Source organism: Comamonas sp. B-9 (assembly GCF_000410635.1).
In the GTDB taxonomy this organism is placed as follows: Bacteria; Pseudomonadota; Gammaproteobacteria; order Burkholderiales; family Burkholderiaceae_C; genus Comamonas.
In genome coordinates this window covers 29,975-47,835 of record NZ_KE148659.1, presented here as the reverse complement: position 1 = coordinate 47,835, position 17,861 = coordinate 29,975, and the positions used below count along the sequence as shown (strand labels likewise).

The window sequence follows — 17,861 nt, the reverse complement described above, 5'->3', positions numbered from 1 at the left end:
TGCAGCAAGCGCCTGAACGCCTGCGAGCAGGCCATGCCCGGCCTGGAGACATGGCGCAGCGGCAACGATGCCGAGCCCAGCGAGCGCCAGGTGCGCTGCATTCGCGCAGGAGAAGCCGCATGAGCACGACCGACACGCTGGAGCGCCCGGCCGAGCGGGCCACGGCAGCGACTGGCACCACCGCAGCGGCCCAGCCGCTGGTGCGCATCCAGCATTTGAGCAAGCAGTTTGGCAGCGGCGCCCACCCGGTGCGTGCGGTGCAGGATGTCTCGTTTGACATCTTCCCGGGCGAGACCCTGGGCCTGGTGGGCGAGTCCGGCTCCGGCAAAAGCACCATCGGCCGGCTGCTGACGCGCTTGATCGAGCCGACGGACGGCCAGCTGCATTTTCGCAAGCAGGGCGGCGAGACCGTGGACCTGGCGCACCTGGGCGCGAGCGCGATGCGGCCGCTGCGCGCCGATATCCAGATCATCTTTCAGGACCCCTATGCCAGCCTGAACCCGCGCATGCGCATCCGCGATGTGCTGGGCGAGGCGCTGTCCACCCACGGCCTGGCGCCGGGCGCAGCCCGCCAGCCGCGCATTGCCGAGCTGCTGGACCAGGTGGGTCTGCGTCCCGAGCATGCCGAGCGCTTTCCGCATGAGTTCTCCGGCGGCCAGCGCCAGCGCATCGGCATTGCCCGGGCGCTGGCGGTGCAGCCGCGCTTTATCGTGGCCGATGAGCCGCTGTCGGCGCTCGACGTGTCCATCCAGGCGCAGGTGGTCAATTTGCTGGGCGACCTCAAAGACCGCCTTGGTTTGACCTTGCTGTTCATCTCGCACGATTTGGATGTGGTGGAATACCTCTGCGATCGCGTGGTGGTCCTGTATCTGGGCCGTGTGGTGGAGGTGGCACCGACCGAGGCCTTGTATGCACGGCCGCGCCACCCCTACACCCAGGCCTTGCTGGCAGCCGCGCCGATTCCGGACCCGGCCCAGCGGCGCACGATCCCGCTCTTGACGGGAGACCTGCCCAGCCCCAAGAACCCGCCCAGTGGTTGCGTCTTTCGTACCCGTTGCCCGCAGGCCGAGGCGCGCTGCGCCCAGGCTGATATGCAGCTGCGCCCCGTGGCCGAAGGCCATCTGCAGGCCTGCTGGAAAGTCCAAGATTGAGAGAGTGAACCATGCAACCCGATTTTTTGATTGACGCGCGCAGCAAGAGCTACCCGCTGGCTGCTGCCCCCACCCAGGCCTCTGCATTGGCTGCACGCGGCTGGAATGTGTTGCGCGATGACCTGCCTTACCCGCTGGCCGTCATCCGCCAGTCGGCGCTGGCCCACAACGCCCGCTGGATGCAGGACTATGCGGCGCGCCGCCAGATCCAGTTTGCGCCGCACGGCAAGACCACCATGTCGCCCCAGCTGTTTGATTTGCAGCTCAAAGGCGGCGCCTGGGGCCTGACCTTTGCGACCATCTTCCAACTGGCGGTCGGTGTGGAGGCCGGTGCGCGCCGCGCCATCATTGCCAACCAGGTGGTGGCACCGGCCGACCTGGATGGGCTGGACGCGTTGCTGAGCCAGCACGCCGATCTGCGCGTCTGGTTCCTGGTCGATTCGATCAGCCAGCTGCGCTGTATCGAGGACTGGAGCCGTGCACGCAACAGCGCCCGCCGCTTTGACGTGCTGATCGAGGTCGGCATTCCTGGCCAGCGCACCGGTGTGCGCAGCCAGGAGGAGGCGCTGGCGCTGGCCCAGGCCATCCATGCCAGCGGCAGCGCCCAGCTGGGCGGCATCGAATGCTATGAAGGGGGCCTGACCCAGTGCGACAGCGCCCACGACATCCCCGCTGTGGCCGAGCTGGTGCGCCGCGTGGTGGAAATCGCCAAGGCCTGCGATGCCCAGGGTTTGTTGCCCGATGAGGCACCGATTCTGAGTGCCGGCGGCTCGGCTATTTTTGACCTGGTCGTGCCGCTGCTGCAGGGCGCGGGCCTGTCACGCCCCTTTACCGGCGTGCTGCGCTCGGGCTGCTACATCACGCATGACCATGGCAACTACCGGCGCCTGCTCAAGCTCGTCGAGCAGCGCCAAGGCGTGGATGCATCGCTGCAGGCGGCGCTCGAGGTCTGGGCCATGGTGCAGTCCGTGCCTGAGCCGGGCCTGGCCTTGCTCACCTGCGGCCGCCGCGATATCTCCTACGACCTGGAGATGCCCTCCGTGCAGCGCCATGCGCCGCGCGGCAGCCAGGAGGCGCAGCCCGCCCCTGCCGGCTGGACCATCTCGGCCCTGAACGACCAGCATGCCTATCTGCGTTTTGACCCGGCGCAGGGCGCGCCGGCCGTGGGCGACCGCATTGCGCTGGGCATCTCCCACCCTTGCACCACCTTTGACAAGTGGCGCTGGATTCCGGTGGTGGACGATGCCTGGAACCTGGTCGATGCGATCGAGACAAGGTTCTGAATGCTTAGAGCACAACCCCCTGAGGCGCTCTGCGCCTTCCCCCTTCTCTCATGCTATGCATGGGAAGAGGGACGCAGCCCTCGCTGCGGGGCGGCGCGGCCCGCTCCGGCCCTTGCTCGGCTGCCCGCGCATCGGCTCTGCTCCAACCAGTGGCTAGGCTATCAATGGGGAGCATGGTGATGAATCGCTCGGTTTTGAGCCTGCAGCTGCTGCAACAGCAGCAGGCCGCGCTGCCATTGGCCCAGCGCCAGGTGATCGATGTGATCCTGCGCGACCCCGGCGCTGCGGTGCTGGCCACGGTCGAGCAGCTGGCGCTGCAGGCGAATGTGTCGATGCCGACGATCGTGCGCATGTGCCGCCGCTTTGGCTATGCCTCGGTGCGCGAGTTCATGGTGGCGCTGGCGCAGACCTTGGCGGTCTCGGGCTCGCACCTGCACCGCAGCGTGCAGCAGGACGACTCCACCGCCGAGGTGGTCAGCAAGATCGTGCATGCGGCAGCAGGGGCCATTGCCAACCTGGGCCAGCGCCTGGATGCAGCGCTGATCGACGAGGTGGCCGGCAAGATGGCCAAGGCCTCGCGCATCGATTGCTACTCGGTCGGGGCGGCTTCGTCCTTTATGGCGCAAGAGCTGCAAAGCCGCTTGTTCCGCCTGGGCCTCACGTCCAATGCCATCTTTGATGCCCACCAGCAGCTGGTGTCGGCCTCGACCCTGGGCAAGCACGGCGTGGCCTTTGTGATTTCGCATGTGGGGCGCATGCCCTACACCCTGGAGGCGGCGCAGTTTGCCAAGCAGCAGGGCGCTACCGTGGTGGCGCTGACCCAGCCAGATACGCCGCTGGCCGAGATGGCCGACCACGTACTGGCGGTGAATGTGCCGCAGGACGCGGTGATGCGCGTGGGCACCGAGGCCTACCTGGCCCACCTGGTGGTGATCGAAATCATGATGGTGCGCCTAGCGCAGATTCTGGGGCCACGCGTGGTCACCGGCATGCAGCAGTACAAGCGGCTGCTGGAGACCCATGGCTTTGACAGCTATGAATACATGGGCTTTCAGCAGCCCGCGCAGCAACGCAAAGGGGGCCCCGTGCCCGATGCAGCCGCCCCCAGCCAGCAACAAGGCAAAACCGCCGGCTGATGGCAGCCGGCAGCAGCGCCTGGAGAGACAACAATGGAACGCAGAGTGTGGTTGAGCAATGGCACGGTGGTGGATGGCACCGGCCTGTCGGAGTTTGTCGGCGATGTCTGGCTGCAGGGCGGGCGCATCATCGGCGTGTTTGCCCGCGATGGCGCGGTGGATGCCGCCCAGCAGGCCGCGTTGGATCGCTGGAAGGCGGAGGACCCGCTGCAGATCGACTGCAGGGCCAAGGTGATTGCACCGGGCTTTATCGATGTACACACCCATGACGATGCCGCTGCGCTCAACAGCCCGGCCATGCTGCCCAAGCTCTCGCAAGGGGTGACCACGGTGATCGCCGGCAACTGCGGCATCTCGCTGGCACCGGTGGTGACGGCGCACCCGCCCGCACCGCTGTCGCTGCTGGGCGACCAGCAGTTCCGCTTTGGCAGCATGCAGGACTACGCAGCGGCTGTGGATGCGGCGCAGCCCTCCATCAACATCGCAGCGCTCTTGGGCCACACCTCGCTGCGCATCAAGCACATGGCCGATCTGAGCCGGCCGGCCAATGCGGCCGAGCGCGAGGCCATGGCCCAGGACATGCACGAGGCGATGCAGGCAGGAGCCCTGGGCCTGTCCAGCGGCATCTTCTACCGCGAGGCCTATGCGGCCGACATGCAGGAGCTGGTCGCAGTAGCCACCGTGGCCGCCCGGCATGGCGGCGTCTATGCCACCCATATCCGCGATGAGCTCGAAGGCATTCTGGAGGCCATGCTGGAGGCCGCCGGCACGGCCCAGCAGTCGGGCCTGCCGCTGGTGCTGTCGCACCACAAATGCGCGGGCTCGGCCAACTGGGGCCGCACCCTGCAGACCTTGCCGCTGGTCGACAAGCTCGCGCAGCAGCAAGAGCTGGCTATGGACGTCTATCCCTACACAGCAGGGTCGACGGTGCTGCGCGAGGACCTGGTCGATGGCGTCATCGATATCCTCATCACCCGCAGCGAGCCCCACCCCGAGGTGGGCGGCCGCTACCTGCGCGATATTGCCGCCGACTGGGGCATCAGCCAGTACGACGCCTGCGTGCGCCTCAAGCCCGGCAATGCCTGCTACTTCCAGATGCGCGAAGACGATGTGGAGCGGGTTATCTGCCACCCGCTGGCCATGATCGGCTCGGACGGCCTGCCCAACGACGAGCGCCCACACCCCCGGCTCTGGGGCGCCTTCCCCCGCGTGCTGGCCATGTACTGGCGCGACAAGGGCGTGCTGAGCCTCGCCCAGGCCGTGCACAAGATGACCGGCATGTCGGCCCAGCGCTTTCGCATGGCCGACCGGGGCCTGCTGGCCGCCGGCAAGGCCGCCGATGTGGTCGTGTTTGACCCCGCCCGCATCCAGGACCAGGCCACCTTTGAGAACCCCAAGCAGCGCAGCGTGGGCGTGGAGGCCGTCTGGGTCAATGGCGTGCTCAGCTACACGGAAGAGGCGGGGGCTTTGCCTGCGCGGGCTGGGCGCTTTGTGCGGCGGGCGGTAGCTTGCGCTGCCGCGTAGCGCCCTGCGGCCCTGCGCGCCTCTTGGATTTCCTTAGCGGGAAGAGCGCCTTCTTTGGGCCCACAAGCCCAGGCCGGCAAAAGACAAGCTCAGCAGCGGCAGCGCCAGGCCCGTGAGGCCCGGAACCGGCGTGGGGGCGGTGGGCTCCACCGGCGGATCCACATTGACCACGGGCGTACCCATCACGACCAGCTCGGTCACTCGGTCGTCGGTGCGGTCCAGCCAGTCGGTGTACTGGCCTTGGTATTCGGCAGCGCGGACAAAGACTCCTCCAGTCGGCAATGCGGACGTGGAGGTGTACACATCACAGCCGCCAGTGACGGTGGTAGTAGCGAACCATACCCAGTAGCTGCTGCCGCTTTGCAGACGCAGTGGCTGGCTGGGTACAAAGTTGTATTCGTGGCGCTCAGAATCACTCACGCCCGTATCCTGGGGCGGCGGCAGGGTCTCCACCATCGATAAGGTGGCCAGCAGATCGGCGGCAGAGGGCTCCGTTGCGTCCGCCGTCCATTGATGCACCTGCACATCAATGGCGGTAGCCGGGTTGGTTTCCTCAAACCAGAGCGGCAGCTTGACGCTGGTCAGGTCAAAGGATTGACCCGCAGGCACCGTGAGCTTGACGGCAAAGCGGTACTGGTCGCGGGTCGTGCACCAGCCTCCTACCGGATTGGAGGGTGGTGCGGAGTACAGCACCTCTGGCGTGGTGGTTTGCGCCTGTGCCGGTGCGGAAAGCAGCGCCACGGTGGTGGCCGAGGCCATCAGGATTTTCTTGAGCTTGTGAACGAGTCCTTGTAGTTGGTTGAGACCAGCGCTGCCGATGCATCGGCAGCGTGGTGACTTCCCAGAGTTAGCAAGCCTTGTCAGTCATCCCGTCGTATCGCTTCTGTCCAGCCTGCGCTGCGCGCCAACCACAGACCTTGGCAGCCGGTATGGCTGCTGCAACCTGCCCTGGCACAAGACCTCTGGCACGGGGGCCGGCTCTATAGCACCGAGGGTGTTGGCATGCGCTGCGCTGGATCAATTCCGGCCAAATGCTGAAGCGTAGACAATGGGATTCTCACGATTGTGCAAGCATTGCATAAATTAAATATGAATATCTATGTTTTGATATCAATTGTTGAAATTTATCTAAATTGATGATAGCTATCAGCAGCGTGTGTTTTTAATCCTGATTGCAGCCGTCAATCCACCCCTTGGCGCATTGCCGTTTTCGCAGCCGGTAAGCCCTGATGGCGGGCCAGAGAAGTGCCGATTCTGGAGCGCAGCCGCATCCCTTAGCTTTATGCCGCGCTGGCAGGCCAGCGGCGTTCTATGCGTTGCTGTGCTTGCTGTGCAGGCTGTCAGGGGCCCGTGCCACCGCACGAGTTTTACGGTGCATGCGGGCGTTGTCATCTGGCATGCAGCAGCGCAAAGCAGGGGCCTGCAACTCGTGCTCCGGGCTTGCAGCGGAGGGCGATGCAAGAGGTGCTGAACTGCTTCAAACAGGCCAGGCAGGTCGGTCTGGGCGCCGGACCAGGATGGGCCGCAGCTTGTAGTGGGTGTGCAACATCCTGAGCGACTTCAAGCGACCCAGGCGCTTGACGGCGGGGGATGGTGAATTTACCTGGCGATGTGATCGGCTTGACCTGCCGGCATCTGCAGCCAGGGGAGTTTGAGAACTGCTTGTCAGCGCAGGGCAGCGGCGAAGGCCGGCTGTGGCCATGCCTCAGCGACACCAGCCAGGGGTGGCATCTATTTAGAGCGCGTCGCTTGCCGCGTATTGCAGCCGGTAGTCACTCTGCACAAAGCCAAAGTCATAGCTGCGCGTCTGCAGATGCTGGGCGCTCACCGAGCTGATTCCATCGGCCAAGGGCCCGAACAGCGGCAGGCCGCTGCCCAGCAGCACGGGGATGCGGGTGATGGTGATCTCGTCGAGCAGCTGTGCGTTGATAAAGGACTGGATCAGCTGCCCGCCATCTACATAGGCCGCGCGCACGCCGCTGGCGGCCAGATGGGTGCGGAGCGCCGGCAGGCTGCCCTTCCACAGCTGGGCGGTGGCGGGCGCGCCAGCGGGCAGGGCGTTCCACTGGCGAGACACGACATAGACCGGCTTGTCATACGGCCAGGCGCCAAAGGACAGCACCGTCTCAAAGGTTTTGCGCCCCATCAGGATCACATCGACACCGGCCATGTACTGCGCATAGCCGCAGTCTTCCCCCTCTGGCACGGTGGCATTGGCGGCATTGAGCCAGTCCAGGCTGCCATCGGCCTTGGCGATAAATCCGTCCAGGCTGGTGGCGATAAAGCTGCTGCAGTGCATGGGATGTCCTGGTGAAAATCACGGGCTAAGCCTTGCATTCTAGGCAGGCTGCAGCAGGACGCTGGGGCGAGTTACCTGTTTTTTTAACAGTATCCAGTCTCCCTAATTAAGAATTCGATTTGTATATCAAACCATCCATATAAAACATTGGACGCGAATCGTTGACGTCTGCACCATGCAAGCTAGCCCGTAGAGGCTAATTAAAAACAGGAGACAAAGACATGCAACGACGCCAATGGTGGGCGAGCCTCGCCCTGACCGCCATCGCCACCGTAACAACAGCAGCTTACGCCAGCGCGGCGCAGGGCAGCTACCCCAATGCACCGATCACGATGATCGTGCCTTTCGCCGCTGGCAGCGGCACCGATGCGGTGGCCCGGGCGGTGGGCCAGAAGCTGGGCGAGCGCCTGCAGCAGCCGGTGATTGTGGACAATCGCGCAGGCGCCAATGCGCAGATTGCGGCCGGCCTGGTGGCGAAGGCCAAGCCTGATGGCTATACCTTGTTCATGACCACCAACACCTCGCATTCGGCCAACCCCTGGCTGGTCAAAAGCCTGAAGTACGACCCGATCAAGGATTTCACGCCGATCGCCCGCGTGGGCGAGCTGCCGTTTGCGCTGGCCGTGCACCCGTCGGTGCCGGCCGATTCGGTGCAGGCGCTGATCGACTACGCCAAGGCCAACCCGGGCAAGCTCTCGTACGCGACACCGAACAGCACCTCGCTGGTGGCGTCGGAGACGCTGCGTTTTCTGTCCAAGACCGATATTGTTGGCGTGCCCTACAAATCCAGCCCGCAGGCGCTGACCGACCTGATGGGCAACCAGGTGCAGATGTATGTGGTGGACCTGGGCTCGGGCTGGAGCATGCTCAAGACCGACCGGGTGCGCACCCTGGCCGTGACCGCTGCCAAGGGCAGCAAGATCCTCCCCAATGTGCCGCCCATCGGCAAGACCTTGCCGGGCTTTGACATCACCTCCTGGAACGGCATTTTTGCGCCGGCGGGCACGCCTCCGGAGGTGGTCAACAAGATCAATGGCGCCTTGCAGGCCGTGCTGGCCGATGAGGCCGTGCAAAAGCAGCTTGAACAGATTGGCTTTGAAGTCTGGCCTACCAAGACCCCGCAGGAGTTTACCCAGTATGTGAGCGAGCAGCTGGCGTACTGGGGGCGCCTGGTCAAACAGGCAGATATCCCGGCGCAGTAATCCTGGAAACCGCCTCTGACGCCTTTTGTTAACTCTACAGAATGACTGCTCCACGATGACTTCGCGCTACCTGATCCGTGCCTCCGAGGTGGAGGCCTATAGCCCGGCCAACCATACCGGTACCTTTAACCGCCGCCTGGTGAGCCAGGCCAATGTGGGCGCCCAGCACATGGAAGTGGTGCTGGGCGAGATTGCCAAGGGCGGCGGCGCGCTGCCCCATGCCCACCCGGGCATGGAGCAGGCCTGCTACCTGCTGGAGGGTACGGCCCATGTCGAGGTGGAGGGCGAAAGCTTTGAGATGCTGCCGGGCGATACCTGCTTTTTCCCGGCCGACAAGATGCATATCTTCCAGACCACCAGCGACACGCCGGCCAAGCTGCTGGTGATCTACAGCCCGCCCTATGGCGAGAACCCAGAGCGGGTGCGCCGGCCGGCCTGAGCGGCGATGTGAACCTGCGCCGTGCACGGCACCGCGCCACTGATTGGATATTGAGGACCGCAACACCATGGATTTCGCCCTGACCGAAGAGCAGCAACAGATCATCGATGCCATCGAGAAAGTCTGTGCGCCGTTTGATGCCGACTACTGGCATGCCCGTGACAACGATGGCGCTTTTCCGGAAGACTTTTACCGCGCGCTGGCCGATGCCGGCTGGCTGGGCATTGCGATGCCCGAGGCCTATGGCGGGGCCGGCCTGGGCATCACCGAGGCGGCCTTGATGATGCACACGATCTCGGCCACCGGTGCGGGCCTGTCGGGCGCGTCTGCGGTGCATATGAATATCTTTGGCCTGCACCCGGTGGTGGTCTATGGCACCGAAGAACAAAAGGCACGCATGCTGCCGCCACTGATTGCCGGCAAGGACAAGGCCTGCTTTGGCGTGACCGAGCCCAACACGGGGCTCAACACGCTCAAACTCAAGACCCGCGCGGTGCGCGATGGCGACCACTATGTGGTGCATGGGCAGAAGGTCTTCATCTCGACCGCGCAGCAGGCCAGCAAGATCTTGCTGCTGGCGCGCACCAAGCCGGTGGAGGAATGCAAGGGCACCGAAGGCCTGTCGCTGTTCTACACCGACTTTGACCGCAGCAAGATCGAGGTGCATGAGATCGCCAAGATGGGCCGCAAATGCGTGGACACCAACCAGCTGTTCATCGATGGGCTGCGCATTCCGGTAGAGGACCGCATTGGCGAGGAAAACCGGGGTTTTGAATACATCCTGCATGGCATGAACCCCGAGCGCATTCTGATTGCCTGCGAAGCCATTGGCCTGGGCCGCGCCGCGCTGGGCCGCGCCACGCAGTACGCCCGCGAGCGCGAGGTGTTCAACCGCCCGATTGGTCAGAACCAGGGCATCCAGCACCCGCTGGCCGAGCGCTGGATGGAGCTGGAAGCGGCCTTTTTGCTGGCGATGAAGGCGGCCTGGCTGTATGACCGCCACCAGCCTTGCGCGGCCGAGGCCAATGCGGCCAAGTTCCTGGGGGCGGAGGCGGGTTTCAAGGCCTGCGAGACCGCCATCTTTACCCATGGCGGCATGGGTTACGCCAAGGAGTTCCATGTCGAGCGGCTGATGCGCGAGAGCTGGATTCCGCGCCTGGCGCCGGTGAGCCCGCAGCTGATTCTGTGCTTTATCGCAGAGAAGGTGCTGGGCCTGCCCAAGTCCTACTAGGCGAGGCGCCATGCGCAGTGCGCTGCCGGGCCATGCCCCTCGCCGTGCGGCCAGCCTGCACTGGCTGGGGCATGATACGCAGATGAAGACCCATTTGCTGCGTTATTTTGTGGTGCTGGCCGAGGAGCTGCATTTTGGCCGCGCCGCCCAGCGCCTGGCCATCACCCAGCCGCCGCTGTCGGTGGCCATCAAATCGCTGGAAGAGGACCTGGGCGTGCGGCTGCTCGAGCGCGATGCCAAGCAGGTGCGGCTGACCGATGCCGGCGCCGCCTTTTTGATCGAGGCGCGCCAGGTGCTCAGCCAGATCCAGCGCGCCGCTGACGTGGCACGCAATGTGGCCCAGGGGCGCCAGGGCCAGCTCGATATTGGCGTGACCGGCTCGATGATCTACCGCGACCTGCCCCATGTGATGCAGGCCTTTGCCCAGCAGCGGCCCGATATCGACATCACCTTGCACGAGATGTCCACCACCGAGCAGCAGGCGGCGATTCTGCGCGGCCAGCTCCAAGGCGGTTTTGTCAACATCATCACCCCCGCGCCGGGGCTGGAGCTGTGGCCGCTGGCGCCCGATACCCTCGTCTGCTGCCTGCCGGAAAACCACCCCCAGGCCCAGCAAGCCAGCCTGGATTTGCGCAGCCTCGCGCATGAGCGCTTTGTGATGTTTGTGCGCGATGTCAGCCCGGCCAATTACGACAATGTGATTGCCTGCCTGCACAACGCCGGCATCCACCCGCGCACCAGCCATGCAGTGCGGCAGTGGCTGGCCGTTATTTCGCTGGTTGCCATTGGCCAGGGCGTGGCGCTGGTGCCGTCTTGCATGCAGCGCGCCGGCATGGCTGGAGTGCGCTATGTGCCGCTGCACAGCAACCATGGCCAGACGGCGCTGACTGCCGGGGCCTTTGTCTGGCACCCGCAAAGCCGCTCGGCGGCGCTGGATGCGCTGATCGAGGTGATCAAGGCGCCGAGGGCAGGTGCGGCCGGCTAGGTGCGGCCGGCTAGGCGCCCCCGGCTAGGCACGGCCGGTTAGGCTTTCAAGAAAAACAGCACCGCCATCACCAAGCCCGTCAGCACAATGCTGCCGCGCAACCACTGCGGCGCAATCTTGCGCGCCACCCGGGCGCCCAGGTAGCCGCCCAAGGTGGCAGCGACCATCATCAGCAAGGCGGGCTGCCATTGCACGACGCCGCCCGCGGCATAAATGGCGACGGCAATGGCGGTGAGCAGCGCAGAGACCAGGTTCTTGGTGCCATTCATTGCATGCAGGTTGGTCTGGCCCAGCAAGCCGAGCAGTGCGAGCAGCAAGATGCCCAGGCCGCCATTGAAGTAGCCGCCATAGATGGAGACGGCCAGCATGCCCAGCGCGGCCTTGCTGCGTGAGGGCGTGGCGCCGTGCTGCGCGCCCATGGCCCACCGGCGCAGCTGCGGGCCAAAGGCAAACATGGCAGTCGCTGCCAGCAGCAGCCAGGGCACAATCTTGCGGAAGGCGGCCTCGGGGGTGACCAGCAGCAAGGCAGCCCCGGCTGCGCCGCCGACGAGCGCCAGCAGCATCACCGCCTTCATCGACAGGCCGGGTGGGGCCGGCATATCGTCCTTGAAGCCCCAGGCCCCTGCCGCATAGCCCGGCAGCAGCGCGACCGTGCCGGTGGCATTGGCAACGACCGGCGGCACGCCGGTAAACACCAGCGCAGGCAGGGTCAGAAAACTGCCGCCTCCGGCGACGGCATTGAGCGCGCCGGCCACCAGGGCAGCGGCCAGCAAGATGGCGGTGTCGAGCATGTCTCCTCCTGTTATGCGCCGGCGGTTGCGGGGTGTCGCTGCCAGCACGGCCTTTATGAGGAGGATTCTAGGTAGTAATGGCGCGAAGAAGCGGCTCGATTAGTCGCTCAAAAGTCATCATTGCCTTGAGGCCGGCGCGCCCAATGGGCGGGCAGCGGGCCCCGCGTCTTACTTCTGGTACGGATCGGTAAAGCCCAGCTCTTGCATGATGGCCGTCTCGTAGGCTTCCATCTCTTCGGCATCCTGCTCGCTGGTTTCATGGTCCCAGCCCTGGGCGTGCAAGGTGCCATGCACCAGCAGGTGGGCATAGTGCTCCTGCAGCGACTTGTTCTGCTCCTTGGCCTCACGCGCCACCACGGGCGCGCACAGCACCAGGTCGGCCAGCACGGTGGGCTCCTGCTGGTAGTCAAAGGTCAGCACATTGGTGGCGTAGTCCTTTTGGCGGTACTCGCGGTTCAGCGCCTGGCCTTCTTCGGTATCGACAATGCGCACGGTGATCTCGGCGTCATCGGCCAGCGCGTGGCGAATCCAGCGCGTCACCTGGCTGCGGGGCAGGGCGGCGCGGTGCTCGGCCACGCCGTCAAAACGGGCAAATTGCAGCGAGAGGGTGAGTTGGTTCAATGCCATATGGTTTTTATCGGCGGGGTGGCACAGGTGGGGTGTGCGGGCGGGGCTCAGTCTTCGCGCGCGGGGCGGCGCTGCTTGTCGTAGGCGTCCACAATGCGCGCGACCAGCGGGTGGCGCACCACATCGGCGCTGGTAAAGCGGTTGACCGCAATGCCCTTGACGCGCTTGAGCACGCGCTCGGCGTCGATCAGGCCGCTCAACTGGCCCTTGGGCAGGTCGATCTGGCTCACATCGCCAGTGACCACAGCCTTGGCACCAAAGCCGATGCGGGTGAGGAACATCTTCATCTGTTCGGGCGTGGTGTTCTGGGCCTCGTCCAGGATGATGAAGGCGTTGTTGAGCGTGCGGCCGCGCATGAAGGCCAGCGGCGCGATCTCGATGGCATTGCGCTCAAAGGCCTTTTGTACCTTGTCGTAGCCCATCAGGTCGTAGAGCGCGTCGTAGAGCGGGCGCAGGTAGGGGTCTACCTTCTGCGACAGGTCACCGGGCAGAAAGCCCAGGCGCTCGCCGGCTTCGACTGCGGGCCGGGTCAGCACAATGCGCTGCACCTGGCTGCGCTCGAGCGCATCGACGGCGCAGGCCACGGCCAGGTAGGTCTTGCCGGTGCCGGCCGGGCCAATGCCAAAGGTGATGTCGTGCGCAGCGATGTTCTCCAGGTAGCCGGCCTGGTTGGGCGTGCGCGCGCGCAGGTCGGCGCGGCGCGTGTTCAGCACGATGGCGCCCTCGGGCGCGGCCATCAGCTCGCTGTCGCCGGCCATCATCAGCTGGATCTGGTCTTCGCTGATGGGCGTATCGGCCATCTCGTACAGCGCCTCCAGCAGCTCCAGCGCTTCGTTGGCCACGGCCTTGGGGCCGTCGATCTTGAATTGCTCGTGGCGGTGGGCAATCTTGACGCCCAGATGGTTCTCGATCTGGCGCAGATGCGCATCGGCCGGTCCGCACAAATTGGCAATGCGGTTGTTGTTGTGGGGCGTAAAGGTGTGGCGCAGGATCACGCGGTAAATTCCAGTGAAAAATTCAGTATGCTTGCAGGCGGCAAGCGACGCACACAGGGCGGCCGCACACAAGCTACAAGGAAAGATACAAATGATAGGCCGATTGAGCGGAACCCTGGTGGAAAAGAACCCACCCGAAGTACTGGTGGATTGCCATGGTGTGGGCTATGAGGTGCAGGTGCCCATGAGCACCTTCTACAACCTGCCAGCCGTGGGCGACACCATCACGCTGCTGACGCAGTTTATCGTGCGTGAGGATGCGCAGCTGCTGTACGGGTTTGGCAGCGCCCAGGAGCGCCAGACTTTCCGCGAGCTGATCAAGATCACCGGCGTGGGCCCGCGCACGGCGCTGTCCATCCTGAGCGGCATGGGCGTGAGTGATCTGGCGCAGGCCGTGTCCTTGCAGGAAGCGGGGCGCCTGGTGAAGGTGCCGGGCATCGGCAAGAAGACCGCCGAGCGCCTGCTGCTGGAGCTCAAAGGCAAGTTGGGCGCGGACATGGGTGCCAGGGCCGCTGCCACCAGCGATGCCCAGGTCGACATTTTGCAAGCGCTGGTGGCCCTGGGTTACAGCGACAAGGATGCGGCTGCCGCTCTGAAACTGTTACCTGCCGACATCAGCGTAACCGACGGTATCAAGCAGGCGCTGAAAGCACTGGCAAAATAGCCCGCGCAGAGGCGGCCGGGCAGCAGCCCGGCCGGGTATCACCATCTATACCAACCAACACGGAGTGGACGAATCCATGAAATATCCCAAGTATGCAGTGCCCGGTCTGTTGTGGACTACCGGCGTGGCTGCGGCCCTGGCCTTGGCGGGCTGCGGCGGCGGCTCAGGTTCCGACGACGACAACGGCAATGTGACCCAGCCCACGGCCTATGTGCTGGACTCGGTCGTGCTGCCCGCATCGGCCATCAAATCGGCCGCAGTGGCGCCTGTGTCCTTGGGCGCTGCGGTGCAGACCCGCTTTGTGGTGCTGCCTGAGCTGGAGCTGGAAAAGACCGTGGCCAGCGACAACGGCCCGGCCCAGCAGATTGGCACGCAACGCGCGGTGGCGGCCACCAGCACAGTGGCCCAGACCCAGTCGGCCCTGCAGTGGAGCACACTGGCCAATGGCCAGCAGGTCGCAGCCATCAACATCCAATCGACCGGCGCCTATGGCCTGCGCGCCGGCGTGCTGGTCGACAGCCTGCCCGATGGCGCGCAGCTGCGCGTCTACAGCCAGGAACACCCCAATGCGATCGTCGAGCGCAGCGGTGCTGAGGTGAATGCGCTGCTGGCGCAAAACCGCAAGGCGGGTGAGACCGGTGCGGCTGCCAACACTTGGTGGACGCCCGATGTAGGCGCAGGCGATACCACGCTCGAAGTGGTGCTGCCAGCCGGCACCGGCGCCGATGCACTGCGCATCTCGATCCCCGTGGTCTCGCACATCTACCAGAACCTGTCGCTGCCCACCGAGGCCGAGCTGGCAGACGCGGCCAAGGCCGACACCTCGGCCGCCTGCAACCTGGATGCCACCTGCACCAACAACTACCAGACCGAGCGCAATGCGGTGGCCCGCATGGTGTTCACCCGCTCGGACGGCAAGTCCTACCTGTGCACCGGCACCTTGCTGAACAATACCAAGGGTGACTTTGCTCCGTACTTCATCACCGGCAACCACTGCATCTCGACCCAGTCCTCGGCCTCGTCGATGCAGACGTCCTGGTTCTACCGCTCGAGCAGCTGCAACTCCGGCGTGCCGGGCGCCAATGCCGCACTGCGCAGTGCCGGCGCGACCTTGCTCTACGCCACCAGCACCACCGATTCGGCGCTGCTCAAGCTCAATGAAATGCCTCCTGTTGGCGTGACCCTGGCGGGCTGGGATGCACGCACCGCTGGCCAAGTGGGTGATGCCGTCTATGGCCTGCACCACCCTGGCGGCAACCTGCTCAAGTACAGCGTGGGCGCGGTCGTGGGCTATATGAACTGCACCGCAGGCAGTGGCACCTCCATCACCTGCAGCACCGGTGACTCGAACAGCGGCTTCTACAGCGTGCGCTGGAGCCAGGGCACGACCGAGGGCGGCAGCAGCGGCTCGTCGCTGTTCCGCAATGGCCGCGTGGTCGGTAACCTCTACGGTGGCGGCGCCAGCTGCCTGGCGCCCAATGCGTCCGACTACTACGGCCGCTTTGACAAGGTGTTCGGCGACCGCATCTGGAGCTGGCTGGCCAGCTGACCGCTGCACCGCTGATTGCGGCTCCCATGCCGCAAGCCTTCCAGCGCTGATAAACCTGCCCGTCAAACGGCAGGTTTTTTTACGTCTGGGGGAGTGGTTTCCGGTCTGCAGATATCCACCGGCCTGCTGCAATGTAGGGCCATCGAATCAGTACCGAGAAGCGGCCCCGCTTGCGGAATTCATCAATACCAAGGCGGATTAAATTTTTGCCCCTGGTATGCGATGTTCTGCTGAGGAAACTCAACCTGCTGCATGAGAGCGCATTTGTAAATCGCCGGTTTTTATAAAAGGATTTCAATAACACCACTCACTTTGTCAGAAAGCGAGTAAATATAGGCATTCTTTGGCTTGCTGTGCCAAGCGAATAGGGTCTGGATTTTATTAATATCGGATGAAAGGAATAATAAATAATATTGGTGGATGAGTTTCATTTTGTGAGCCTATGGCGTAGAGGGTACGGGAGAGATTCGTCGCCCTCTTGCTGTTACTGGTCGATATTTGCTTTACCTTTGTAGGTGTCTGCTCACTTGGATAGCTTCAAAATAAAAATGCAAACCGCAATTCGGTGATTTGCAGGCTTTTGAATGGCATTTTGACTTGGAGTGAATCCATCATGAGATACCCAAAACATGCAGTGCTCGGTCTGTTATGGACCTCCGGCATGGTGGTGGCCCAGCCTACGACCTATATCCTGGACCCAGTGGTATTGCCGGATTCCGCCGTCGAATCCTCTCTCTTGGTGCCAGTGCCATTAGGCACCCGGGTGCAAACGCATTTTGTGGTGCTGCCCGAGCTGGAAATGCAAGAGTCCATGGCTGACGAGGAGGCGAGCGGCCCGGCACTCCAGATTGGCGCCGCACGCGCCGTGGATGCCACCGCATCGGTGGCGCAAACCCAGTCGGCCATGCAGTGGACGCCGTTGCCCAGTGGGCAGCAAGTGGCGGCCATCAATATCCAGGCTATGGGTGCCTATGGCCTGCGTGCCGGTGTGCTGGTGGAGCAGCTGCCCGATGGCGCGCTGCTGCGCATCTACAGCCAGGAGCATCCCGCAGCGATCGTCGAGCGCAGCGGCGCGCAGATCAATGCACTGCTGGCGCAGAACCAGAGCGCGGGCGAGAGCGGCGCGCCTGCCAGCACCTGGTGGACGCCCGATGTGGGTGCGGGCGACACCACCATCGAAGTAGTGCTGCCCGCAGGGATGCCCGCGGAGGCATTGCGGATCTCGATCCCCCGGGTTTCGCACATCTTCTACAACCTGTCCTTGCCCACGGATGTGGGAGCGGCCACCGTGGGAGCGGCCGCCGTGGACGCGGCCGACATGGACCCGGCAGGAGCCACCGAAGCCGATCCGCTGGAGAGTTGCCGCATGGATGTGTCCTGCACCAGCAACTACCAGACCGAGCGCAATGCCGTGGCCCAGATGGTCTACACCCGGGAGAGCGGCCAGTCCTACCTGTGCACCGGCACCTTGCTGAACAACCCGAAGGCGGATTTTGTGCCTTACTTTCTGACGGCCAACCACTGTATCTCTACCCAATCGGTAGCCTCGACGCTGCAGACCCGCTGGTTCTACCACGCCAGCAGTTGCAATTCCGGTGTGCCGAGTGCCCAAAGCGCCCGGCGCAGCGCAGGTGCCACCTTGCTGCACGCCACGGCCACGACAGATTCTGCATTGCTCCGGCTCAACGAGATGCCTCCGGCAGGGGTGGACTATGCAGGCTGGGATGCAACAAATCTGGCCCCCAAGGGCCAGGCCATCTACGGTCTGCACCATCCCGGTGGCGACCTGCTCAAGTACAGCGTGGGCGCTGTAGCGGACCATGCCCGCTGCCAGTCCACCGGCAGCTCCACCTTCAGCTGCAGTGGGGGAGATGCGAATGGCGGCTTCTACAGCGTCAGCTGGAGCCAGGGGAGGACCGAGGGAGGCAGCAGTGGATCTGCGCTGTTCAGTGACGGCCGCGTCATTGGCACCCTGTATGGCGGCT

At 64.3% G+C, this 17,861-nt stretch carries 16 protein-coding genes; 11 read left to right on the top strand and 5 right to left on the bottom strand.

Features of this window, described 5'->3' with window-relative positions:
* Nucleotides 1-119 precede the first annotated feature (119 nt).
* The 4 genes from H928_RS0122615 to H928_RS0122600 all read left to right on the top strand — a co-directional run bounded on the left by H928_RS0122615 (nt 120) and on the right by H928_RS0122600 (nt 5,094).
* Entirely contained in the window at nt 120-1,151 is a 1,032-nt protein-coding gene (locus tag H928_RS0122615; protein ID WP_021028540.1) for an ABC transporter ATP-binding protein, read from the top strand.
* An 11-nt stretch (nt 1,152-1,162) separates the two neighbouring features.
* Nucleotides 1,163-2,434 carry an amino acid deaminase gene (locus H928_RS0122610; protein ID WP_021028539.1) on the top strand — a complete coding sequence of 424 codons (1,272 nt, stop codon included), beginning with the start codon at nt 1,163-1,165 and terminating at the stop codon, nt 2,432-2,434.
* Nucleotides 2,435-2,613: 179 nt separating this feature from the next.
* Entirely contained in the window at nt 2,614-3,570 is a 957-nt protein-coding gene (locus tag H928_RS29390) for a MurR/RpiR family transcriptional regulator (protein ID WP_239645054.1), read from the top strand.
* A 33-nt stretch (nt 3,571-3,603) separates the two neighbouring features.
* Nucleotides 3,604-5,094, top strand: a complete 1,491-nt coding sequence (locus H928_RS0122600) for an amidohydrolase family protein (protein WP_027011286.1) — start codon at nt 3,604-3,606, stop codon at nt 5,092-5,094.
* 33 nt (nt 5,095-5,127) lie between these two features.
* On the opposite strand, the gene H928_RS0122595 is transcribed toward H928_RS0122600, so the two are convergent.
* Entirely contained in the window at nt 5,128-5,853 is a 726-nt protein-coding gene (locus H928_RS0122595) for a choice-of-anchor R domain-containing protein (RefSeq protein WP_021028536.1), read from the bottom strand.
* A 976-nt stretch (nt 5,854-6,829) separates the two neighbouring features.
* Nucleotides 6,830-7,393, bottom strand: coding sequence for a dihydrofolate reductase family protein (locus tag H928_RS0122590; protein WP_021028535.1), 564 nt, complete (start codon nt 7,391-7,393; stop codon nt 6,830-6,832).
* A 221-nt stretch (nt 7,394-7,614) separates the two neighbouring features.
* On the opposite strand from H928_RS0122590, the gene H928_RS0122585 reads away from it, so the two are divergent.
* The 4 genes from H928_RS0122585 to H928_RS0122570 all read left to right on the top strand — a co-directional run bounded on the left by H928_RS0122585 (nt 7,615) and on the right by H928_RS0122570 (nt 11,250).
* Nucleotides 7,615-8,595, top strand: a complete 981-nt coding sequence (locus tag H928_RS0122585) for a tripartite tricarboxylate transporter substrate binding protein (protein ID WP_021028534.1) — start codon at nt 7,615-7,617, stop codon at nt 8,593-8,595.
* 55 nt (nt 8,596-8,650) lie between these two features.
* On the top strand, nt 8,651-9,034 hold the full coding sequence (locus H928_RS0122580) for a cupin domain-containing protein (protein WP_021028533.1): 384 nt from the start codon (nt 8,651-8,653) through the stop codon (nt 9,032-9,034).
* A gap of 67 nt (nt 9,035-9,101) precedes the next feature.
* Nucleotides 9,102-10,265, top strand: a complete 1,164-nt coding sequence (locus H928_RS0122575) for an acyl-CoA dehydrogenase family protein (protein ID WP_027011285.1) — start codon at nt 9,102-9,104, stop codon at nt 10,263-10,265.
* Between the two features lie 82 nt (nt 10,266-10,347).
* Entirely contained in the window at nt 10,348-11,250 is a 903-nt protein-coding gene (locus tag H928_RS0122570) for a LysR family transcriptional regulator (RefSeq protein ID WP_052330205.1), read from the top strand.
* Between the two features lie 38 nt (nt 11,251-11,288).
* On the opposite strand, the gene H928_RS0122565 is transcribed toward H928_RS0122570, so the two are convergent.
* The 3 genes from H928_RS0122565 to H928_RS0122555 all read right to left on the bottom strand — a co-directional run bounded on the left by H928_RS0122565 (nt 11,289) and on the right by H928_RS0122555 (nt 13,663).
* A complete protein-coding gene (locus H928_RS0122565) occupies nt 11,289-12,041 on the bottom strand; it encodes a sulfite exporter TauE/SafE family protein (protein ID WP_021028530.1) in 753 nt (250 codons plus the stop codon).
* Nucleotides 12,042-12,209: 168 nt separating this feature from the next.
* Complete coding sequence (gene ybeY, locus H928_RS0122560) at nt 12,210-12,668, bottom strand: rRNA maturation RNase YbeY (RefSeq protein WP_021028529.1); 459 nt, start codon at nt 12,666-12,668, stop codon at nt 12,210-12,212.
* A 47-nt stretch (nt 12,669-12,715) separates the two neighbouring features.
* Nucleotides 12,716-13,663, bottom strand: a complete 948-nt coding sequence (locus H928_RS0122555) for a PhoH family protein (RefSeq protein WP_021028528.1) — start codon at nt 13,661-13,663, stop codon at nt 12,716-12,718.
* 91 nt (nt 13,664-13,754) lie between these two features.
* Between H928_RS0122555 and ruvA the strand changes: the two genes are divergently transcribed.
* The 3 genes from ruvA to H928_RS29380 all read left to right on the top strand — a co-directional run.
* The gene (gene ruvA / locus H928_RS0122550) at nt 13,755-14,327 is read left to right on the top strand and encodes a Holliday junction branch migration protein RuvA (protein WP_021028527.1); all 573 of its coding nucleotides are present in this window, start codon (nt 13,755-13,757) and stop codon (nt 14,325-14,327) included.
* Between the two features lie 76 nt (nt 14,328-14,403).
* Nucleotides 14,404-15,876, top strand: coding sequence for a serine protease (locus tag H928_RS29385; RefSeq protein ID WP_021028526.1), 1,473 nt, complete (start codon nt 14,404-14,406; stop codon nt 15,874-15,876).
* 613 nt (nt 15,877-16,489) lie between these two features.
* The coding region (locus H928_RS29380) for a serine protease (protein WP_204366337.1) at nt 16,490-17,861 on the top strand (1,372 nt) is incomplete at its 3' end.